Source organism: Seonamhaeicola sp. NFXS20 (assembly GCF_049132085.1).
Classification (GTDB): Bacteria; Bacteroidota; Bacteroidia; order Flavobacteriales; family Flavobacteriaceae; genus Seonamhaeicola.
Window position 1 is genome coordinate 528,643 of the sequence record NZ_JAFMPU010000001.1, and the last position, 23,377, is coordinate 552,019.

17 protein-coding genes and 2 tRNA genes are annotated in these 23,377 nt (G+C 31.4%); 11 read left to right on the top strand and 8 right to left on the bottom strand.

The genetic code is table 11. From position 1 onward, the window contains the following. Positions 1-29: 29 nt before the first annotated feature. Complete coding sequence (locus J1D01_RS02365; RefSeq protein WP_421149686.1) at positions 30-2,654, bottom strand: AsmA-like C-terminal region-containing protein; 2,625 nt, start codon at positions 2,652-2,654, stop codon at positions 30-32. Between the two features lie 80 nt (positions 2,655-2,734). Beyond that, positions 2,735-3,439, bottom strand: coding sequence for a queuosine precursor transporter (locus J1D01_RS02370; RefSeq protein WP_372937669.1), 705 nt, complete (start codon positions 3,437-3,439; stop codon positions 2,735-2,737). Positions 3,440-3,509: 70 nt separating this feature from the next. Here J1D01_RS02370 and folK point away from each other — a divergent pair, with 70 nt between their 5' ends. Then, the gene (gene folK, locus J1D01_RS02375) at positions 3,510-4,637 is read left to right on the top strand and encodes a 2-amino-4-hydroxy-6-hydroxymethyldihydropteridine diphosphokinase (protein WP_372937670.1); all 1,128 of its coding nucleotides are present in this window, start codon (positions 3,510-3,512) and stop codon (positions 4,635-4,637) included. Between the two features lie 11 nt (positions 4,638-4,648). Here folK and J1D01_RS02380 read toward each other — a convergent pair whose 3' ends face one another. The 4 genes from J1D01_RS02380 to J1D01_RS02395 form a co-directional block, all read right to left on the bottom strand. Beyond that, a complete protein-coding gene (locus J1D01_RS02380; protein WP_421149687.1) occupies positions 4,649-5,482 on the bottom strand; it encodes a hypothetical protein in 834 nt (277 codons plus the stop codon). 101 nt (positions 5,483-5,583) lie between these two features. After that, positions 5,584-6,243: a class I SAM-dependent methyltransferase gene (locus tag J1D01_RS02385; RefSeq protein ID WP_421149688.1), complete on the bottom strand. Its 660-nt coding sequence runs from the start codon at positions 6,241-6,243 to the stop codon at positions 5,584-5,586. Positions 6,244-6,246: 3 nt separating this feature from the next. Beyond that, entirely contained in the window at positions 6,247-7,710 is a 1,464-nt protein-coding gene (locus J1D01_RS02390) for a potassium/proton antiporter (protein ID WP_421149689.1), read from the bottom strand. Beyond that, entirely contained in the window at positions 7,707-8,258 is a 552-nt protein-coding gene (locus J1D01_RS02395; protein WP_421149690.1) for an RNA methyltransferase, read from the bottom strand. Before J1D01_RS02395 ends, J1D01_RS02390 begins: the two co-directional genes overlap by 4 nt. Before the next feature lie 211 nt (positions 8,259-8,469). Between J1D01_RS02395 and mutS the strand changes: the two genes are divergently transcribed. The 5 genes from mutS to J1D01_RS02420 all read left to right on the top strand — a co-directional run bounded on the left by mutS (position 8,470) and on the right by J1D01_RS02420 (position 12,756). Next, a complete protein-coding gene (gene mutS / locus J1D01_RS02400) occupies positions 8,470-11,082 on the top strand; it encodes a DNA mismatch repair protein MutS (RefSeq protein WP_421149691.1) in 2,613 nt (870 codons plus the stop codon). A gap of 99 nt (positions 11,083-11,181) precedes the next feature. Beyond that, a tRNA-Gly gene (locus J1D01_RS02405) sits at positions 11,182-11,253 on the top strand. 30 nt (positions 11,254-11,283) lie between these two features. Beyond that, positions 11,284-11,368 (top strand) — tRNA-Leu (locus tag J1D01_RS02410). A 198-nt stretch (positions 11,369-11,566) separates the two neighbouring features. Further along, a complete protein-coding gene (locus J1D01_RS02415; RefSeq protein WP_421149692.1) occupies positions 11,567-12,394 on the top strand; it encodes an amidohydrolase family protein in 828 nt (275 codons plus the stop codon). 14 nt (positions 12,395-12,408) lie between these two features. Beyond that, positions 12,409-12,756, top strand: a complete 348-nt coding sequence (locus J1D01_RS02420) for an L-rhamnose mutarotase (protein ID WP_421149693.1) — start codon at positions 12,409-12,411, stop codon at positions 12,754-12,756. Between the two features lie 60 nt (positions 12,757-12,816). On the opposite strand, the gene J1D01_RS02425 is transcribed toward J1D01_RS02420, so the two are convergent. Together J1D01_RS02425 and J1D01_RS02430 are read right to left on the bottom strand one after the other, a co-directional pair. After that, positions 12,817-13,170, bottom strand: a complete 354-nt coding sequence (locus J1D01_RS02425) for a hypothetical protein (protein ID WP_421149694.1) — start codon at positions 13,168-13,170, stop codon at positions 12,817-12,819. 118 nt (positions 13,171-13,288) lie between these two features. Further along, positions 13,289-14,569: a 3-deoxy-D-manno-octulosonic acid transferase gene (locus tag J1D01_RS02430; RefSeq protein WP_372937664.1), complete on the bottom strand. Its 1,281-nt coding sequence runs from the start codon at positions 14,567-14,569 to the stop codon at positions 13,289-13,291. A gap of 73 nt (positions 14,570-14,642) precedes the next feature. On the opposite strand from J1D01_RS02430, the gene J1D01_RS02435 reads away from it, so the two are divergent. From J1D01_RS02435 to J1D01_RS02455, 5 genes are all read left to right on the top strand, one after another. After that, a complete protein-coding gene (locus tag J1D01_RS02435; RefSeq protein ID WP_421149695.1) occupies positions 14,643-15,776 on the top strand; it encodes a DegT/DnrJ/EryC1/StrS family aminotransferase in 1,134 nt (377 codons plus the stop codon). Beyond that, the gene (gene galE / locus J1D01_RS02440; protein WP_421149696.1) at positions 15,769-16,791 is read left to right on the top strand and encodes a UDP-glucose 4-epimerase GalE; all 1,023 of its coding nucleotides are present in this window, start codon (positions 15,769-15,771) and stop codon (positions 16,789-16,791) included. The genes J1D01_RS02435 and galE overlap by 8 nt, the downstream gene beginning before the upstream one ends. A 199-nt stretch (positions 16,792-16,990) precedes the next feature. Beyond that, positions 16,991-18,505 carry a helix-turn-helix domain-containing protein gene (locus tag J1D01_RS02445; protein ID WP_372937661.1) on the top strand — a complete coding sequence of 505 codons (1,515 nt, stop codon included), beginning with the start codon at positions 16,991-16,993 and terminating at the stop codon, positions 18,503-18,505. A gap of 253 nt (positions 18,506-18,758) precedes the next feature. Continuing rightward, complete coding sequence (locus J1D01_RS02450) at positions 18,759-21,884, top strand: SusC/RagA family TonB-linked outer membrane protein (protein ID WP_372937660.1); 3,126 nt, start codon at positions 18,759-18,761, stop codon at positions 21,882-21,884. 12 nt (positions 21,885-21,896) lie between these two features. Beyond that, positions 21,897-23,357 carry a RagB/SusD family nutrient uptake outer membrane protein gene (locus J1D01_RS02455; RefSeq protein ID WP_421149697.1) on the top strand — a complete coding sequence of 487 codons (1,461 nt, stop codon included), beginning with the start codon at positions 21,897-21,899 and terminating at the stop codon, positions 23,355-23,357. Positions 23,358-23,377 lie beyond the last annotated feature (20 nt).

Below are 23,377 nucleotides of genomic sequence, written 5' to 3' on the forward strand. Positions count from 1 at the left end.
TAAATAAAATGCTGAAAAACATGTGTTAACTAGTTTTTAGTATCCTTTTTTTTCTTACTTAACAAGCCACCAAGCACATTTTTAATTTCGTCTTTTATTGTTTTTGTAGAGTCTGTTTTTTCTGTGTTGGTTTCATTAATTGAATCTGTGTTTTTTGTGTCTTGGTTACCTAAAATGCCTCCAAGTAAATCTTTTACTTTATCTTTTCCTGTGTTAACCAGTTTTTGTTTTTCAATCTCAATGAGTTGCTTAGTTAGGTTAGAAACAGCACTTTGTAAATCTGTTTTTACAGTAGGAGAGGTATAACTACCACCTATATTTGCTGTAACAGGAATGGAAATATTGTTGGTTTCTTCAGAATTTATTTGTCCTATAAGGCGGTTTACTTCACTGCCTAAATATTTTGCTGGTACATTAAAAACAGCGTTGTAACTTAAAGTTTGGTCAAACTTATGACTACCAGAAACAGTTATAGCAATATCTTCATATTTTAATTCAAAAGGTTTTACATTAACGCCACCATTAGCAAATTCTAATTGGGTTTTAACATCATTTAAATCTAGCTTGTCAAAATCAATAAAGTTTAATGAGCTTTCTAAGGCATTAAATAATTCACCTTTATTAGCATTTACCTTAGTTGTTAATAATTCGGCAAGCGCCATACCAGAAACTGTAGATAATTCTGGTGAAAATTCATCATCTAAATTCCCAGAAATATTAATTGTAGAATTTAATTTTCCTTGAAACAGTTTTGCAACAGGTGCTAAATTTTGTAACAATTCCATATTGGTAAAAGACTGTGCTATATCAAACCCATCAATACCTAAATTTATATCAAAAGTAGGGGTGTCGTTTTGGGTAGATACGTTGCCAATTATAGCTAAAGAGCCATCAAACAAACTAGATGTTACGTTTTTTAACGTAGCTTTTTGGTCTTTAATTACAAGGGTTCCAGATACGTCTTTTAAGTTTAAATTGTCATAAACAACCGTGTTTGCTTTGGCGTTTATAGTGCAATCTAGAAAAGCAGGTATTTTTAAAGATTCTTCTTTTGTAGTTTCATTTTCTTTGGAAGCCGATTCGTCTTCAGTCATAAAATCACTTACCTTAAATAGGTTTGAATTAAGATTAAAATTACCCTTTAAAGTATTATTGCTTAATAAAAACCCTAGTAGGTTTGTTATTTTACCAGTAGCGTTAATGTCGCTATCACCAGTTTTGGCTTTAAAGTTATTTAACGAAACGGTTTCAGGGCTAAAATTCATATTAGCTGAAGAAATGTGTATGGGGTTTATGACATCTTCTGAAGAAAAAATAAAGTCTGAAATACTAACAGAACCACTGCTTTTTATGCGTTCATAAGCATTGGTTTCTATAGCATTCATATCAAAAGAAGTATTTATATCTCCTTTTAAAATACCGCTTAAAGTTTTATCAAATTCTATAGGATAAACCTTACTGATGTTAGCCAAATTTAAAGAGCCATCAATATGAGCGTTTACCAACATGTTTTTGGTTATATTTTTTAGAGAGGCTGATGATTTAAAAACATCTTCATCAATTTTAAAGTTTAATTTTTCAATATCTACATAGGTATCATCAATATTTCCAGTGGTGTTTTTTATGGAGGTGTTAATTGAAATTTGCTCAACACGTTTTGGTAAGTCAGGATATTTAAATGATGCATTGTTTGATGTAATATTAATGTCTAAGTTAGGAATAGTTTCATCAGAGCTAAGTCCTTTAACAATACCTTTTACATTAAAGTTTCCGGTAGTAACAATATCATCTAAATTTTCGGTATAAGCTTTAGGCATTACTGCAAGAAAATCTTTAAAAGAAGCCTGTGGGTTTTCAAAAGTAATGTCTATTTTCTGGCCATTTTCTAGCAGTTGTACAGAACCGTCAAACTCAATAGGTAATTTGTTTATAAAACCAATATTGTCTTTAAAGGTGTATATGTTTTTTTCTAAATCTAAACCAATAACGGCATCAAGCGTTACAGCATTATTTTGAAGGTAATTAATGCTGTCCATTGTAAAACTAATATTAGCTTCGCTTTGTGTGTCCATTTCAGAGGTTTCTGCTGAAAATGTACCGTTCCCACTATGGTTAAATTCTGACAAGTGAATAAGCATGTTAGAGGCTTCATCTAAATAAGTTAAAGCACTATTTTTTATGCTGTAATCTTCAATGCTAAACGAAAAACTGGCGCCTTCACCTTCATTAGTGCTAGTTTCGGTGCTGTCAGATTTTACAATATCATAATTGGTGTTGCCAAATTTATCGGTTTTTAAAGTTAAAAGGGCTTCATCAATTTTAAAAGAGCTTACAGTAATAGGCTCCTCATCTGCTTTTTTAAAAAGTTCATTAATGGGCATTGTAAAGGCTATGTTTTTTACTGTAGCTAGGGTTTCGTCTTTAAAAGGTTCAAAATTGGTTATAGTTAAATCTGAAACACTAACTCTAGCCTGTGGGAAGCTTTTAATAAAGCTAAGGCCTACATCATTAAATTCAACTTTTGCATTAAGACTTTGGTTGATATAGCGTTTAACTATCTCTGTTATTTGAGATTGAAAAGCAAATGGAATAGCAATTAAAAGCGCTATGACAATGAGAATGATAATTCCGAAAATTTTTAAAGCTTTCTTCATATAAGTTCTTTTTATAAATATACGTTTCTAATAAAGATTTAGTTGAAATAAATAAAAAAATAACTCAAATTTAATCCTAGCTATAGTAAGTTAATTTCTTCGTTTACCTTTAAATTAAAACGTTTTTTAAATAGGTAAACACCCAAATAAAGAAAAGGGGTGTCAGAAGCGGCTACTAATACTTTAAATAAAAAACCAGATATTAATAGCCCAAGAAATTTGTCCCAAGCAATAATGTTGAATAAACATAAAAGGCCTACTACGGTAAAGGTATCTACAAATTGAGAGAACCAAGTAGAAAAATTATTTCTAAGCCATAGATGTCTTCCTTGAGTTAATTTTTTCCAGAAATGGTAAATTTGAATGTCTACAAACTGGGCAAATAGGTAAGCCATCATACTAGCAAATACAGCAAGTATAGTATTACCAAAAACAGTATTAAAGGTGGTGTTGCTTACAGGAGACCATGGCGTTGCAGAAACCAAACTAGCCACAGAAACAATTAATAATGAAAAAAACGAAGCAAAAATACCTGTTACCACAACTTGGTTAGCACGTTTTTTACCATAAATTTCACTAATTAAATCGGTAATTAAAAAAGTGATTGGGTAAGGTAAAATACCTACCGAAATTTCAAAAAGTTTGCTGCCAAAAATTTCTACATCTACCGGATACCAGTAAAAAAATTTTTGAAAAATTAAATTTGAAACCACCAACGAAGTGATAAATAGTGCTCCTAGAAGCATATAAATTCTTTGGGCGGCTAGTTTGTCTTTAAGTTCCATGCTTATTGTGAATAAATACCTTTTGTAAATATAAAAGAAACCATTTACTTTTTATTATTTTGCTTTTTCTATGATGCAACCAACTACTTTTTACATTGCTTTAGGGAGCAATAAAGGCGATAAACTTAAAAATCTGCAACAAGCAGTGGATGCTATACATGCAAATGTGGGTAATGTTAAGTTGATTTCTAAAGTTTATAAATCGCCTGCGTTAGGTTTTAAAAGCGATGATTTTTTTAATGCTTGTTTGGTGTTAGAAAGCTATTTAAAACCTCAAAAAGTATTAAAAACTTTATTGAAAATAGAAAAACAGTTGGGGCGTACTAGGAAAAAAGGTAGTGGTTATGAAGCAAGAACAATAGATTTAGATGTTGTTTTTGCAGGTAATGAAGTTATTGATACTAAGGCATTACAAGTACCGCATCCTGAAATGCATAAACGTAAGTTTGTATTACAGCCACTTAATGATATTGCCTCAAAACTAATACACCCAATATTTAACAAAGCAGTGTCTGTTTTATTAGAAGAATGTGAAGACCAATCTGTTTTAGAGCCTATAAAAATATGGTTAAAAAACCCGAGGAAAGCTTACAATTTTTCTAAATATAATTATATAGCTATTGAAGGAAATATTGGTGCAGGTAAAACTAGTTTAGCTACTATGATTTCTCAAGATTATAATGCTAAACTTATTTTAGAACGGTTTGCAGATAACCCGTTTTTGCCTAAATTTTATAAAGATGCAAGTAGGTATGCTTTTCCATTAGAAATGTCTTTTTTAGCAGATAGGTATCAGCAAATTTCTGATGATTTATCACAATTAGACTTGTTTAAAGATTTTATAGTAAGCGATTATGATGTTTTTAAATCGCTTATATTTTCAAAAATAACTTTGCAAGAAGATGAATTTAAATTATACCGAAAGTTATTTTATTTAATGTACAAAGACATTTCAAAACCAGAGTTGTATGTGTATTTGTATCAAAATACTGAACGCTTACAAGAAAATATTAGAAAACGCGGACGTAAATATGAACAGAATATTGAAAGTGACTATCTAGAAAAAATAAATGAGGGCTATTTAAACTTTTTAAAAACGCAACCAGAATTTAACGTTAAAATAATTGATATATCAAACAAAGATTTTGTTAAAAATAGAAACGATTATTTATCTGTTCTAGATGAAATATGTGGTTAAAAAGAGGTTTCTTAGTCTTCTTTTTTCTCGTCTTCATTATGAGTTTTTAACCATTCTTCGCCATCTTTATCTATAAAGAAATCCATCCAAACATAGTACATTTCTTTGTTGGTATCTACGCTAACAGAGTGGCTAGAACCTAAAGGAATATGGAGTAACGAATGTTCAGGAAAATCAACTTGAGCATCATCTGCATATACTATAGTATGGTTGTCTGCAAGCCCTAAAAATAACTGTTCTAACATAGCATGAACATGTGCGCCTACTGCATCTGGTCCAATTGTTCTTACTGTGCCCATAGCAACTCTTGGAATATATTTGTTTGGTAATATGGTTCTACTGGTGGTTTGAGGACTTTTTATAGGTTCTGTATATGATTTACAATCTGTAAACTTCTTAAAATAGATGGTTTCTGTGTTTTCCTTAGGAAATGTTTTTATGTCTTTTTTATCTAATTCTGTTTGTAAAACAGCTATTTTAATATAGTGAAGTGTGTCATTTTTAACAGGTTTAAAGGTAATGTCTTCAACAGTATTTGGTAGCATAATTGTTTCTGGAACAATATCATAAGTTTTGCCTCCAGAAAAAAGCGTTCCATGTCCTTTTATAAATAAATACACGAATTTATGAGTGTTATTAATATTTACTTTTTGAGTAACATCACTAGTAATAGTTATGTGTGTTGTGCTTACACCGTTTATTTCGTTCTGTAGTATATCTTTACTTCGCTGTTGCAAACCTGGTTGTAAATCCATTTCAAAATATTCAATAGGTATTTCTTGAGCAACAATAGTTATTGAAAATAGAGAGGCTACTAAAAACGAGAGAACAAATTTTAAAGACATAATAAGTGTATTAAACGGCATAAAAACCTATGTGTAAATAGAATGTATAAATTTAATGTTTTTAAATAGATTTTAGAAAAAATTAGATATTTAATTATTGGTTAAAATACTTTATACAACGTTGTTACAATTTGGCTTTTCTTGTCTTCAAAAATATATTTGTCAATTATTTTTTCTTCTTTAAATTTAAAATTGAAGGGGGTTTTAGCTAAGTTAACACCACTGTTAAATTTAGTTCTATTGCCTTGTCCAGAAATAATGTCTTTGTTTGGTGTAAATAAGCCTGTTGGTAAATGTTCTGTTAAAATAATGTACTTATAAGCGTAAAGTTTTTTAGTAATTTTTTCTATTTCAGCATTAGATAAATGTTGTAATACTTGTCTTAAAATAACGCAATCTCCTTTTGGAATGTTATCTTTTGAAATATCTAAACAATGAAATTCTAAATGCTTATGTTTAAATAATTGTTTGTTTCTTGTAATAAGGGGTTTTACAATATCAATAGCAATATATTTTTTAGCATGTTTAATAAAATGCTTGCCTATATTAAAGTCGCCACAACCTAAATCGCAAACTACCAATTGCGGATTAAAAGATGAGAGGAATTTTACAATTTCTACTATATAGGGATTTATAATTTTTGAATTGTGAGATCCGCTTCCAGAATAAAAGTCAAAACCTAAGCCTCCCCATAGATGTTTTTCGTAAACCTGATTCATAACATCTTTAGTAGGCCAGGGCTTTTTTGCTTTTTTTGTCACCTTTTATGCGATAGCTTTGTTTAAACAATTGTTAACAAGCTCAAGACCTTCTTGGTTTTCAGAAAGAATTACTAAAACATCATGAGGTTCAATTACCGTAGATCCGTTAGGAGTTAAATATTTATTGTTTCTTTTTATTAAGGCTATAATAGCGTTTTTAGGAAAGCCTAAATCAACAATTTTTTTGTTTACTGCATAACAGTTAGATGTAATTTCAAGTTCTTTCATGGCTGTTTTAGGAAAATCAGATAAAAACTTATCTCTTTCGGTTTGAATTTTTTCCGGCAACCCAACATTAAGCCATTTAGCAAAAACGGATAAAGTTGTTCCTTGAATTAAAATAGAAGTAACTGAAATGAAAAATACAATATTGAAAATCATATTGGCTTTTTCTACACCAGCAATTAAGGGGTAAGTAGCAAAAACAATAGGAACAGCACCACGCAAACCAACCCACGAAATGTAAAAACGACGCCTAAGTTTCATTTTAAAAAATATTAAGCTAATAAACACCCCAACAGGTCTAGCTATAATTATTAAGAATAATGAAATTAGTAGCCCTACGCCAGCAATGGGAATAATTTGAGAAGGAAATACCAGTAAGCCTAATGTTAAGAATAGTACAATTTGCATTAACCAAGCTAAACCATCATACATTTTTATAATGGTTTTTTTGTGAATTAAATCTTGATTACCTAAAAAAACAGCACATATGTAAATAGCAAGGAAACCATTGCCTCCAATAAAATCGGTTGCAGAAAAAGTTATAAACATTAAAGCAATAGTTAAAACAGGATAAAGACCTTCAAAATCAAGTTTAATTTTGTTAATTATTAATTTGCTTAACTTACCAAATAAAAAACCAGCAAAACAACCAATAGTCATTTGTTGTAAAAACAAAGGAATTATAGAGTAAATACTTTGGTCTTGATTAATAACTAGCATTAAAAATGCTAAAGTTAAAACATAGGCCATGGGGTCGTTACTACCACTTTCAAGCTCTAAGGTGGGTCTTAAGTTGGTTTTAAGGGCTAAATTTTTAGACCTTAAAACAGAAAATACAGCCGCCGCATCTGTTGAAGATACAATAGAACCCAATAGCATGCTTTCATAAATAGTAAAATCTGTTATGAAATAAACAAAACTACCTATAGAAATGGCAGTTAAAAACACGCCTAAGGTAGAGAGTGCAATGCCTTCTTTTAAAACAGGTTTTATACTGTTCCAGTTGGTGTCTAGTCCACCAGAAAACAGAATAAAATTAAGAGAAACTATACCAATAAATTGTGCTATTTTAGGGTCATCAAACATAATACCACCAACACCTTCAGAACCCGCTAGCATACCAATAGATAAAAACAAAATAAGTGTAGGAACCCCAAATTTGTATGATGTTTTGCCAGCAATTATACTTGCAAATAGTAATAGGGAGCCAACTAATAAAATGTTTTCAATGGTTAAATTCATAAGCTTGTATTATGGCTAAATTTAGACAATTTTGTAAACACATCCCAAATTACTACCCCGCAACTTACAGAAATATTCAAAGAGTGTTTGGTGCCAAATTGCGGAATTTCAATAACATGGTCACTAGCACTAACAACCTCTTGCGATACACCTTTAACTTCATTGCCAAAAACAAGCGCGTATTTGGTGTTAGAGTCTACCGTAAAATCATTTAACATAGTTGCGTTTTCGGCTTGTTCAATAGCGCAAACCTTAACTTTTTCTTGTTTTAGTTTTTCAACTATATCAATGGTGTTTTCGATATATTCCCAAGTCACAGTATCTGTGCTACCAAGCGCTGTTTTATGAATATCTTTATGAGGTGGTTTTGCGGTAATGCCACAGAGGTAAATTTTTTCAATTAAAAAGGCATCGCTTGTTCTAAAAACAGAGCCTATGTTATTCAAACTTCTTATGTTATCTAAAACAATAATAAGAGGTGTTTTTTTAGAATTTTTAAAATCTTCAACACTTAAACGGTCTAGTTCACTGTTTTTAAGCTTGCGCATTTATTTTAATTTTTGAGTTTTTGTGAGGGTTAAAATTGTAACCATTTAATTTAAGATGTTTTACATCACATATAAAAACCAAGTGGTATTGTTGAAATCTCATTTGAATTGTAGATAACTTGTGTAATAACAACTTCGAAAAACATGAAATTAATAGTACATTGCATGCTACAATTTTTGTCAAAAATAACATTTAAAAATCACTTAACCATTGGCTAAAAAAGCAAAAAAAGAAACCCCGTTAATGAAACAGTATAATGCTATTAAAGCAAAGTATCCTGATGCACTGTTACTGTTTAGGGTGGGCGATTTTTATGAAACTTTTGGCGAAGATGCTGTAAAAACTGCGGGTATTTTAGGTATTATTTTAACCAAACGGGGTGCCGGTAGTGAAAGTGAAACTGAATTAGCTGGTTTTCCACACCACTCATTAAACACGTATTTGCCTAAGTTGGTTAAAGCTGGAGAGCGAGTGGCTATATGTGATCAGCTTGAAGATCCAAAACTTACAAAGAAAATTGTAAAACGCGGAGTAACAGAGTTGGTAACTCCAGGAGTGGCCTTAAATGATGAGGTGTTGGTTTCAAAATCTAACAACTTTTTGTGCTCGGTATATTTTGATAAAAAGTATATAGGTGTTTCGTTTTTAGATGTATCTACTGGCGAGTTTTTAACTTCGCAGGGTAATGCAGAATATATTGATAAGTTACTTCAAAATTTTAATCCTAGTGAAGTACTAGTTTCAAAACAAAAACGCAGTTTGTTTACTGAAACTTTTGGAGATGATTTCCATACCTTTTATTTAGAAGATTGGGTGTTTCAAACCGATTATGCTTATGAAACACTTATAAAACATTTTAAAACTAAAACTCTTAAAGGCTTTGGTATAGAAGATTTGTATGAAGGTATCATAGCCTCAGGTTCTATACTTCATTATTTAGGTGAAACCCAACACCATAAACTGCAACATATTACATCTATTTCTAGAATTGCAGAAGATGATTATGTGTGGATGGATAAATTCACTATCAGAAATTTAGAGCTATATAATTCTACCAATAATAATGCGGTAACCTTACTTCAGGTAATAGACAAAACTATTTCTGCCATGGGGGGGCGCATGCTAAAACGTTGGTTGGCACTTCCTTTAAAAAGATTAGATAAAATAAAGCAACGCCATGAGGTGGTTAGTTTTTTAACGAAAAATAATGAGGTACTACAAAAAGTACAACATCATATAAAACATATTGGCGATTTAGAACGGTTAATATCAAAAATTGCTACAGGAAAGGTGAATCCGCGTGAGGTCATTCAACTTAAAAATTCGTTAGAAGCCATTGTGCCTATAAAAGCGTTAGCATCAAATTGTGATAATGAATCTCTAAGAATTATTGGCGATAAGCTTCAGAATTGCGATGTACTTCGTGAAAAAATTAAAGAAACATTAAATGAAGATGCACCCGTAAATGTATTAAAAGGAAATACCATTGCAACTGGATTTTCGTCAGAATTAGATGAATTACGTGGTTTGTCAAAATCTGGAAAAGACTATTTAGATGATATGTTACAACGCGAAAGTGAGCGTACAGGCATTCCATCTTTAAAAATAGCCTCAAACAACGTATTTGGGTATTATATTGAAGTTAGAAATACCCATAAAGATAAGGTGCCAGAAGAATGGATACGCAAGCAAACCTTAGTAAGTGCCGAACGCTATATAACCGAAGAACTTAAAGAATACGAAGCCAAAATTTTAGGTGCCGAAGATAGAATTCAAGCCCTAGAACAAGAATTGTTTACCAATTTGGTGGTGTGGATGAATCAATACATAAAAGCAGTACAACAAAATGCTTTCTTAATTGGGCAACTAGATTGTTTATGTGGTTTTGCGCAACTAGCAAAAGATAATAATTATAGTTATCCTGAAATTGATGAATCTTTTGATTTAGATATTAAAAATGGTAGGCATCCTGTAATAGAAAAACAATTGCCGCTTGGTGAAGCTTATATAACCAATGATGTATTTTTAGATAGAAGTAGCCAACAAATTATTATGATTACGGGACCTAACATGTCTGGTAAATCCGCTATTTTAAGGCAAACGGCTCTAATAGTATTATTAGCTCAAATAGGAAGTTTTGTACCTGCAGAATCTGCTAAAATAGGAATGGTAGATAAGATTTTTACCAGAGTAGGTGCCAGTGATAATATTTCCATGGGTGAATCTACCTTTATGGTTGAAATGAATGAAACGGCTTCTATCCTTAATAATATTTCAGACCGAAGCTTAGTGTTGCTTGATGAAATTGGCAGGGGCACAAGTACTTATGATGGTATTTCAATTGCTTGGGCTATTAGTGAGTATTTACATGAGCATCCTGCAAAACCAAAAACGTTATTTGCAACACATTATCATGAGCTTAATGAAATGACCGAAACTTTTGAGCGTATTAAAAACTTCAATGTTTCTGTAAAAGAGTTAAAAGACAATGTGTTGTTTTTAAGAAAACTAGTAGAAGGTGGTAGTGCCCATAGTTTTGGTATTCATGTAGCTAAAATGGCAGGTATGCCACAACAAGTATTGCGAAAAGCTAATAAAATATTGAAGAAATTAGAGCAGTCTCATTCTAGTGAAGAGCTAACAGATAAAGTAAAATCGTTAAATGACGAGATGCAACTAAGTTTTTTCAATTTAGACGACCCTTTATTGGAAAATATTAAAGAAGAAATATTACATACTGATATTGATACACTTACGCCGGTTGAGGCGCTCATGAAACTCAATGAAATAAAACGAATGTTGGTAAAGAAAAAACAAGCTTAAAATAATTTTCATTTATTTTAAGAAAAGGCTTTGCAATTCATAGAATTATTTTAAATTTGCATCCGCAATCGAGAGGTTGTACGTTCATAAACAAAGACTGCGAAAGTAGCTCAGGGGTAGAGCATCACCTTGCCAAGGTGAGGGTCGCGGGTTCAAATCCCGTCTTTCGCTCTGATACTTTCATGAAAATATACCAAAGTTGCTGAAGTGGTGGAATTGGTAGACACGTTGGACTTAAAATCCAATGGACATTTAGTCCGTGCGGGTTCAAGTCCCGCCTTCAGTACTCAAAGCCTTGTTAATCATTTGATTTTCAAGGCTTTTTTGTTTTTGTGTTGCAGCCTTAGCATTCTAAATGCTCTAATAATATACCTTTTAATACAGTTTTTTTCTCAATCTTAAATAATTTTATACTTTAGTTTAACCAATTAAACAAAGTAGTAAAGCTTGTTAAAAACATTATTGAGATAAATAAGATAAAAGAATGATTATAGATTCCCATCAGCATTTCTGGATTTACAACCCTAAAACACATGAGTGGATTGATGACTCAATGGCGGTTATTCGTAGAGATTTTTTACCTTCAGATTTAGATAAAATTTATAAGGAAAATGATGTAGATGGTTGTATAGCAGTACAAGCAGACCAAACTATTAAAGAAACAGAATTTTTAATAAAACTTTCTCAAGAAAACAGCTTTATAAAAGGTGTTGTTGGTTGGGTAGATTTAAGAAGTGAAAATCTAGAAAAAGATTTAGATAACTACTCAAATATTAATATTGTTAAGGGATTTAGGCACATAGTTCAAGGAGAACCTGATTGTAATTTTTTGTTGAGACCAAGTTTTTTAAAAGGAGTTTCAGCGTTAGAAAAATATAATTACACGTATGATATTTTGGTTTACCCTCATCAATTAGGAGCTACACTAGAGTTTATAAAACGGTTTCCTAAGCAAAAGTTTGTTATAGACCATATAGCTAAACCTTATATAAAAGATGGTTTTTATGATGGTTGGGCAACATTAATGCAAGAAATAGCTAAACACGAAAATGTGTATTGTAAAGTATCAGGAATGGTAACTGAAGCTGATTTTGATAACTGGACGCCAGAACAAATAAAGCCCTATTTAAATTTAGTATTTAAAGCTTTTGGAACTAGCAGGGTAATGTTTGGTTCTGATTGGCCCGTGTGTTTGGTTGCAGGAAATTATAAAGAAGTAAAAAACTTAGTTACAGATTTTATAGCAGATTTATCTGCCAATGAACAAGCTAATATTATGGGCCTTAATGCCATTAAATTTTATAACTTATAGAAAAATAAAAAGACGTGAAGTTAAAAAGATATTGTTATTCTTGCGATTTAAAGGAGAACCCAAAATTAATAGAAGAGTACAAGGCATACCATGTAAAAGGTAAGGTATGGCCAGAGATTACAAAAAGTATAAAAGATGCTGGTATTGTAGATATGCAAATTTATTTAATAGGCAATAGAATGTTTATGATTATGGAAGTTGATGAAACTTTTGATCCTGTTAAAAAAGCCGAAATGGATGCCAGTAATCCGAAAGTTCAGGAATGGGAACGTTTAATGTGGAACTATCAGCAAGAATTGCCTTGGGCTAAACCAGGAGAAAAATGGATTGCTTTAGAAAAGATTTTTCAATTAGACGATTAAGAATCTTTTATAAAAACAAAAAGCAGCCATTGGCTGCTTTTTTTAAGGCTTTATGGTTAATTAGTTTCCTACAGCCTCATTAACTTTTTCTTTAGCAGCATCAGCAGCTTTATCTACTGCATCGCCTGCAGCTTCTTTTGCGTTATCTACAGCTTCACCTGCAGCGTCAACAGCATCCTCAGCTGCATCTTTAACAGTTTCTGTAGCATCTTCAACAGCATCCCCTGCTGCATCAACCGCATCTTCAGCTGCTTCTTTAGCAGATTCTGCAGCCTCTTCAACAGCATCACCCGCCTCTTCTACTGCGTTTTCAACAGCATTAGCAGCGTCTTCGGCTTTTTTTGTGTCTCTACAAGAAGTGAAAGATAAACTTAGTGCTAATAAAATAGCAGTACTAAAAATTAGTTTTTTCATGATAATTGTTTTAGTGTTAATTTAAAAAGTTTTAAAAAACTGATTACTAAAGTAATAGATTTTGGTTTAGATTAAAATTAAAATGTTAAAAATTTTAACATTCTTTTGAAAATCTAAGTTATATACGTAAGAAATCTAAAATTTGGATGACGCCCCCTTTATTTTCTTTAATATATTCTGAGTTTTTTGACCCACTTTTTATACGAAACACACTTTCTTTAACTAATTTGTTTAAAATAAGATTAAATTCGTTCTGGTTTTTTATTGAGAACATACCTCCCTTATTAATCATAGCTTGGGCTTCTGGGAATTTTCTATGATTATTTCCAATAATAATAGGAACCCCAAAAACAGCGGGTTCTAAGGTGTTGTGCAATCCTGTATTGCCAACAGCGCCACCAACATAAGCAATATCGGCGTAGTTATATATTTTAGAAAGTATGCCAATAGTATCAATTATAAAAACTTGAGCTTCACTAAGCGATTGGTTTTCTTTGTTTGAAAATAAAACCACATTTACATTTAGTTTTTCTTTTAAACTGTTTATTTGGTTTGATTTAATATTATGAGGGGCAATAATGAATTTTACATTTTTATGCTTATTGGCATTTATAAATTCAATGAATAAATTTTCTCCTTCGGGCCATGTACTCCCTGCTACTATACAAAGTTTATTGTCTTTAAATTCTTCAACAAAACTTAAAGTATTGTCTTGTTTGAGTTGGCTATAAACTCTATCAAAACGAGTGTCTCCAGAAATAGTTACGTTATTATAATTAATAGATTTTAATAATTTTTTAGAATGATTGTTTTGAACAAAAATGTGCTCAAAGGCAAATAAGGCCTTTCTTAAATAGTTACCATAAAACTTAAAATAAGATTGATTTTCTCTAAAGTTTGCAGAAATTAAAATAGCTTTTAAATTTCTAGCTTTTAATTCGTTTAAAAAATTAGGCCAAATATCGTACTTTACAAAAACGGTAAGCTCTGGGTTTAAAATGTTTAAAAACTGTTTCGCGTTCTTTTTAAAATCTAAAGGGAGGTAAACTACCAAATCTGCAATAGGAGCGTTTTTTCTAATTTCATATCCAGACGGAGAAAAAAAACTTAATATAATTTTATGGTGTTTATAATGGTTTCTTAACTCTTTAAAAACAGGTAGTCCCTGTTCATATTCACCCAAAGAAGCACAATGAAGCCATAGGGTTTTATCATCATTATTTAAATTGTTTTTTAAAATATTAAATGTTTGGGCACGCCCTTGTACACCAAGTTTAATTTTATGGTTAAAAAGAGCTAAGCATTTTAGTGTAAAATGCGTTAAAATAATACCAATGTTATAAAGAAAACTCAATATTGTTTGTTTGTTGCTAAAATACATTTCTTTGAATAAATTCATTGGTTTAGCTAGGTGATTTTTTGTAATTTCGTAGAGTATAAACTCAAATAAATACGAGTTGTAATCTTTTCAAATGAAGAAAATTCAAATGGTTGACCTAAAAGGTCAATATAGCGGTATAAAAGACGTTGTAAATCCTTCTATTCAAGAAGTAATTGAAACTACATCATTTATTAACGGACCCAAAGTTCATGAATTTCAAAAGAATTTAGAAAATTATCTTAATGTAAAGCACGTAATACCATGTGCTAATGGTACAGATGCGTTACAAATAGCTATGATGGGCTTAGGTTTAAAACCAGGCGATGAGGTAATAACTGCCGATTTTACATTTGCCGCAACGGTTGAGGTAATAGCATTGCTTAAACTAACTCCGGTTTTAGTAGATGTTAATGAAGATGATTTTAACATTAATATTGAAGCTGTTAAAAAAGCCATAACTCCAAAAACAAAAGCCATTGTGCCAGTACATTTATTTGGTCAGTGTGCTAACATGGAAGCTATTGTGGAGTTGGCTAAAGCCCATAATTTATTTATAATTGAAGATACTGCCCAGGCCATAGGAGCTAATTACACTTTTGCAAATGGTGAAAAAGTAAAGGTTGGTACTATTGGAGATGTTGGAGCTACATCATTTTTTCCTTCTAAAAATTTAGGGTGTTATGGTGATGGAGGCGCTATTTTTACAAATAATGATGAGTTAGCACATACCATTAGAGGTATTGTAAACCATGGCATGTATGAACGTTATCATCATGATGTTGTTGGAGTTAATTCTCGTTTAGATAGTATTCAAGCAGCTGTTTTAGACGTTAAGTTGCCGCTTTTAGATAGTTATAATGAAAGTAGAAGATTAGCCGCAAATAAATATGATAAAGCTTTTGAGAATATTGAGAATATTGAAACGCCGTATAGATACGGAGCAGAAGATAATCATGTGTTTCATCAATATACTTTAAAAGTAAAAGGGGTTGATAGAGATGCTTTAGCCAAACATTTAAACGAAAAAGGCATACCTTGTGGTGTTTATTACCCAATTCCGTTACATAAACAAAAGGCTTATGCCGATGATAGGTATAATGAAGAAGACTTTAAAGTAACCAATACGTTGGTAAAACAAGTTATTTCGTTACCAATGCATACAGAGTTAGATGATGAACAAATAGAGTACATTACATCAACCGTTATAAAATTTGTAAATGGATAAAATATTAGTTACAGGAGGTTTAGGTTTTATAGGATCTCATACCGTTGTAGAGTTACAAGAAGCTGGTTACGAGGTTGTTATTATTGATGATTTATCAAATTCATCTGAGAAGGTGCTAGATGGTATAACAGCTATTACAGGTAAAACACCAATTTTTGAGAAAATAGATTTAAAGGAAAAATCATTAGTTGAAACATTCTTTAAAAAACATAATGATATAAAAGGCGTTATTCACTTTGCGGCTAGTAAAGCAGTTGGAGAGAGTGTTCAAGAACCTTTACTGTATTATGAAAATAACATAAGCACATTAGTTTATTTATTAAAAGAGTTAAAGAAATTACCCGAAGCAAGTTTTATTTTTAGTTCATCTTGTACTGTTTACGGACAAGCCGATGAATTACCAATTACAGAAAATGCCCCTGTTAAACAAGCCGAATCTCCTTACGGAAATACAAAGCAAATAGGAGAAGAAATTATAAGAGATACCTGTAAAGTAGTACCAAGTTTAAAGGCTATTGCATTACGTTATTTCAATCCGGTAGGTGCACATGCATCTACAGAAATTGGAGAACTACCTATTGGAGTACCGCAAAATTTAGTGCCTTTTATAACACAAACGGCTATTGGGATAAGAGAACAACTATCGGTTTTTGGTGACGATTATCCAACACCAGACGGAACTTGTATAAGAGATTATATTCATGTAGTAGATTTAGCAAAAGCACATGTTGTGGCTTTAGAGCGATTGCTTAAAAATAAAAATAAAGACAATTATGAAACTTTTAATTTAGGAACCGGCAAAGGAAGTTCTGTATTAGAAGTAGTGGAAGCATTTGAACGTGTTTCTGGTAAAAAACTTAATTATAAAATAGTAGGTAGAAGAGAGGGCGATATCATTTCTGCCTATGCAGATACTAATAAAGCTAACAATGAATTAGGTTGGAAAACAGAATTAACTTTAGATGATGCTATGCTTTCTGCTTGGAAATGGGAACAGAAAGTTAGAAGTAAATAATAAAATAATTTAAATTTTATTAAAAGCTGATTAAAGAAATTTAATCAGCTTTTTTTATATAATTCTATTTGGTAATTGAGTAAATGTTAATAAAATAGAGTAAATTATTATCGGCAATTACCTTTTTAAGATAGTTTTAAGAAATATCATCAACAATATTTTTAAATTTCATTAAGACTTTTTTAACGAAATCTAAAGTATGCTAAACCAACCAAAAAAAATAGTGTATGCTATATCTGTATTTGTTTTATTAACAAATATTATGTTTGTTTTTGGCATAGATAAAAGTAATGCAGAACCTTGGCAAACTCAGATAGATAGTATTATAAGAGAAAAAAGTATTAACAATGATATGACGCAGTTAGAGTTGCTAGTGCTTTATCAAAACGCTTGGTTACAAAAACATCCAGATTCTGTTAATATTATTAAAAAATTAGCCATATTAAATGCAGAGTTAGAACAACCTGAAGATGCCTTAAAGTTTACCGAAAAATATATTCAAAATACGTTAGATTTTTCTATTCTAAAAAATGGTTCGTACGATGCTATAAAAGATACTGAAGCGTATGAAGTTTTAAGTAATAAATATCTAACAAAAATTACAGTTTTAGCATTTATATACTTTTGTGCCGCTTTAATAGGTTTCTATTTTATGTTTGTAAGTAACTTTATTAAAAGCGATAATAAGAACGCTAAATTATTTATAGGTTTATTTGTTGGAGCCCATTCTTTATTTATTCTAGAGTTTGTTTTATTCATGACAAACTATCAATATCAACTTCCGCATACCTACCGTATTTCTTCAACCGTTGCATTGTTATTTGGGCCTTTATTATTTCTTTATTTTAAGGCTATACTAAAAAATCATAAATTTAAATGGGTAGATTTTTTACACTTTTTACCAGCCATAATTTTTTTGATTTTGTTTCTTCCGTTGTATTTAATGACTTCAGAAGAAAAACTAAAATTAATGATTGAGGTAAACCCATTACATGACACATATGATTTAATCATCTTTATATCAAAAGTAGTTTCATTATGTGTTTATTCATTTTTCATTTGGCAATTATTATTTATAAAATCAGAAAAAATTATAATTAAAAAAGATGATACAAATAAATGGAAAAGAAACATTTTTACGTTGCACATAGCTTATGTTTTTTCGTATTTAATATATGGTGCATCTGTTTTTGAGGTGTTGGGGTCATGGTCTACTTTTATTTATCATTTTCAAATAGGCCTTATGTCTTTAATGGTAGTATATATAGCTCAAATGGCATATGTACAGCCCGAAATTTTTAAGAAAAGCCATTTAAATTATACAGAAAAATATCAAAAATCTGGACTAACTAATGCTTTGTCTAATGAACTAAAAGAGCATTTAATAAAATTACTTATTCAAGATAAAATTTATAGAGAAAATAGTTTAAATCTAGAAAGTTTATCTGATAAATTAAATACTACCAGACATAATACATCTCAAATAATTAATGAGCATTTTGGGATGAATTTTTTTGAACTAATTAATAAATTTAGAATTAAAGAAGCTGTTCATATTTTGAAAAATGATGTTCACGGAAATATGAATATAATAGATATAGCCTATGAGGTTGGGTATAATAATAAGGTAACATTCAACAAAGCTTTTAAAAAAGAAATGGCTATTACCCCTTCAGAGTTTATACAAACTCAAATTAAAAACAACTACAAGTAAAAAAAAGGTAACAAAACGTCGGAAACGTAAACTATTATGGGTCTTTCCGGGTTTTATGGTAATTATTATTTGCTTTATAACTGCAATTGTATAAGGTAAGGCAGTTAAAGAGCTTTACAAAACATAACTTAGAATTCACTAAACTTTAGATTTCAAAATGTAAAGTATAATTTTTTTGAATTAGTCACTTAAAAAAACTTTACTGCCTTCCTTTTTCAATCTGCATTAGACTAACTCACAAAAATAATTATTCATGAAAGCAAAAAAACACAATTTGTTGTTGGTGGTTTTAGCCTTTTTTGTGTCTGTTTCTTTTGCACAAGAAAGAACTATTTCAGGTAAAGTTGTAGATAAAAATAATATACCGCTACCTGGAGCTACTATTTTGGTAAAAAACACATCAACAGGAACATCATCAGATTTTGATGGAAATTACTCAATTAAAGCAAGCCAAGGGCAAATACTTGTTTTTAGTTTTGTTGGTTATGCCTCAACAGAAATTGTTGTAGGTACATCAAATACTATTAACGCTGCATTAAATGAAGATGCTACAACCTTAGCAGAAGTTGTGGTAGTAGCTTATGGTACGCAAACCAAACAATCAATAGTAGGGTCTGTTGGTTTGGTTTCAGATGCTATAATTGAAACCCAGCAAGTAACCTCGCCTTTAAGAGCATTACAAGGTGTTGTGCCTGGTGTTAATATTTTAACTGCTGGCGGGCAACCAGGTAATAATCCTTCAATAAGAATACGGGGCTTTTCCAGTGTAAATTTAGATCAAGAACCTTTAATTGTTGTAGATGGAGCACCATTTAATGGCAACCTTAATTCTATAAGTCAAGATCAAATTGGCTCTATTTCGGTGCTAAAAGATGCCGCGTCATCTGCTTTATATGGTTCTAGAGCTGCTGGGGGTGTAATTTTAATTACCACAAAAAAAGGCAAGAAAAATCAAGCGCCTAAAGTATCGGTGAGGTCGCAAATAGGCATTTCTAATCCAACTATAGGAATTCATGATTTAACAAATCCTGAAGATTATTTAAAGTTAACTTGGAGAGCCTTAAAAAATACCAATCAATATATAAACGGACAGTCTGAAATAGAAGCTGCTGCAAATGCTTCTTCTGGTCTAATAGATTATTTGGGATATAATCCTTATAGTGTTTCTAATCCAATTGATGAAAATGGCAATTTAGTGGCTGGAGCAAATTTATTGTGGCAATCTAATTGGGAAAATGAAGTCATAAGAAAAGACTATTTAAGAGTAAACCACAATGTAAATGTTACGGGAGGGAGTGATGATACCACTTACTTTATGTCTATAGATTACCTTAATGAGGACGGACCAGTTATTCAGTCGGATTTTGAACGCGTTTCTGCCAGATTAAATTTAGCAACTCAAATATCAGATTGGTTTAAAATTGGGTTTAATACTAGCTTTTCTAGGTCTAGTTCTGGCAATCCAGATCAAACATCAGACAATACAATACAAGCTATTTCTTGGATATATGGTTTATCAAGTATTTATCCAATTTATGCACGTGATGCAAACGGCACCTTAATTTTAGACAATGCAGGAGAGCGTATTTTTGATTTAGGTAATGGGATGGTTACAGGACAAGCAGTAAACAGTACAAGACCTGTATATAATGGAGAAAACCTTTTGGCAACTTTATTATTAGGAAAAGAACGTAGAGTTAGAACCAACTATTTAGGAAATGCTTTTGTAGAAATTAATCTGCTAAAAGGTTTAAAATTTAAGTCTCAGTTAAGCTTTGAAAATTATCTTTTTGACTCTTTTAGCTTTGATGATGATATTATTGGTGTTGCTTCAGAAGTTGGAGGACGTGTAAGTCAAGATAGAAATCTCACAACAACACTTAATGCCATTCAGTCGTTAAATTATACCAATAGTTTTGGTAATCATAATATATCAGTAGATGCTATAACCGAAGCTTATACTCAAACACAAGACGATTTACTTTCTCAAGGTACAGGCTTTTTACCTGGTGTAGATAACCTAAATGGTAGTACAGTACCAGAAACCGTAGGAGGAAATATAATTACAGAAAGAATAAACAGTTATTTAGGAAGAGTAAATTATAATTACAATAGAAAATATTTTGCTGAATTTTCAATTAGAACCGATGGTTCTACCAGATTTTCAGAAGACACTCGTTGGGGTACTTTTATGGGAGGAGGTGCTAGTTGGGTAGCTTCTCAAGAAAAATTTTTAATTAATAATAGCACATTAACCTATTTAAAATTTCGTGGTTCTTATGGTGAACTAGGAAATAATAGAACCACAAGTTTATTCCCATATCAATCTGTTTTTCAAACCGGATTTGTAAATGAGGGTAATTCAGGAATTTTATTAGAAGGCGTGTCAGACCCCAACTTAAGATGGGAAAAAATAGAGTCTTTAAATGTTGGGGTAGATTTTGAATTCCTTAATGGAAAACTTTCGGGTACCATAGATTACTACAATAAAGAATCAGTCGATTTAATTTTAGAAAAACCTATTGCATCTTCATTAGGGGTTAACAAAATTATTACAAATATTGGCTCTATACGTAATTACGGTTGGGAGTTCTCATTAAAGTCAATAAACATTAGTACAGATAATTTAATGTGGACTACCGGATTCAATTTTTCTTTAGATAAAAATGAGTTTACCAAGTTACCACAAGATGAAATTATTAACGGATCTAAACTCTGGAAAGTTGGAAATTCAATTTTCGATTTTTACATAAGAGAATGGGCTGGAGTAGACCCAGGTGATGGTAGAGGTATGTGGTTTATGGATGAGTTAGACGCCAATGGAGAAGTAATAAGCAGGGTAACAACCAAAAATTATGATGAAGCCACCAGATATGAACAAGGAAAAACCTCATTGCCAGATATACAAGGAGGCTTTACATCATTCTTACAATACAAACAATTTGATTTAAATGTATTATTCAACTTTAGTTTTGGGGCTTATTTACTAGATACAGATTATTCTAGGCTAATCAATCCGTTTGAAAGCCCAGGTTCTAGTGCGCACCCAGATAATTTTAATGCGTGGAGTGCCCCTGGAGATTTGGTAGATATCCCGTTGCTTTTAGCAAGTAATAATGATCACGCATCAAGATCTACAAGATTTTTATTTAAAAATGATTATGTAAGGCTTAAGAGTTTAACATTGGGTTATAATGTGCCAGAAAACACATTAAGCAGAATAGGACTTAGTAAATTAAGGCTATTTGTGCAAGCCGATAACATGCTTACATGGCAATCTCACAAAGGTATAGAGCCAGAGCAGGCATTTAATGGAGTAACAAATAACAGATCGCCATTATCAAAAACAATAACATCTGGTATTCTTTTAGAATTTTAAAAAATTAAGAAAATGAAAATAAAAAATATAATAATCAAGGCAATTCTATTCACAGCTGTTGTGGTGATGTTTAGTTGCTCTAAAGAATTTTTAGATGAACCCCAAAATACGGCAGGTCTTTCAGAGTCTGTAGTGTTTTCAGATAGAAGTATTGTGCAATCTTTTGTTACAGGAATTTATGATAGGTATAAAGGGCAATGGGATGATGATTTAACAGACGGCGTTAACAACTCTGATGTAGATACTGGTGGTTTGTACGCTATGTATTTTGCTAGAACTATAAAAGGAAACGACTTAATACAAGCACCAAGTGTTTTTTTATTTGATTATGCTCATGAAAACAGAGGAGCTTCTTTTAGAAGGGTAGATTTTACCTGGAAATTTAATTATGAAATAATAAATTATGCTAATGTTTTAATTCAAGGGGTAGATAATAGTAGCGATTTAGATGAAGCCACAAAAAAAGAATTTATTGCTATAGGGAAGGTTCACAGAGCATTTCATTATTTTCAATTAGCTTTAGAGTTTGCACCAAATTATAACAATGATAGAAGTATAGCAAGAATACCTATTTACACAGAACCAGCAACAGGAGCATCAGAAGGCAACCCACCAAGTCCTTTAAGTGATGTTTACAATTTAATTTTATCAGATTTAAAAGAAGCTATCCCAGATTTACCAGAAGAGCGCTTAGGTAAAAGTTACATAAATAAAGCAGTGGCTAATGGTATTTTAGCTAGAGTTTTATTGGTAACTCAAGATGATTGGTCATTGGCTTCTTCATCGGCAAGAGCAGCCTATGGTGGTAATGCATCAAGTGCTGTTGTGTCATCAAATTGGGGCAATGGTTTTGATGATTTATCAGATCAAGATTGGTTATGGGGGCATTTTCAAGATGGTTCTAATGAATCTAACTATTACTGGATGTCTCCACATGTGGTAATGGATCATTTAACGTTATCCTATCAGGCAACTTATGTAAACACGCATTTTAGAGACCGATTTTCCGATACTGATAAAAGGAAATTATTCTTTAATTATTATGGGTCAGCAACACCTTACAGAGAGTTTATAACCAACAAGTTTGCGTTTTCATTTGAAGCAGATGTACCTCTTATGAGAAAATCTGAAATGGTACTAATTGATGCCGAAGCACAGTATCACTTAAGTAATGAAGATGATGCAAGAACACTCCTTTTTGCGCTTCAAAGTGATAGAGACCCAAATGCTGTTATGTCAACCAATACAGGGCAAGATTTGTTAGATGAAATTCTTATAGAACGAAGAAAAGAGCTATATGGTGAACTTGGTGTAGAATGGTTTGATGCCAAAAGGTACAGACTTCCTATAATTAGAGATCCAGAACATAGAGTGCCTCTAACAGTTCCAGCAGATAGTGAATTATTTTACCTAAACATTCTACAATCTGAAATTGATGCCAACCCTAATATGGATGATAGCATAAATAACTAGCGTAGAATTTAAAAAGTTTA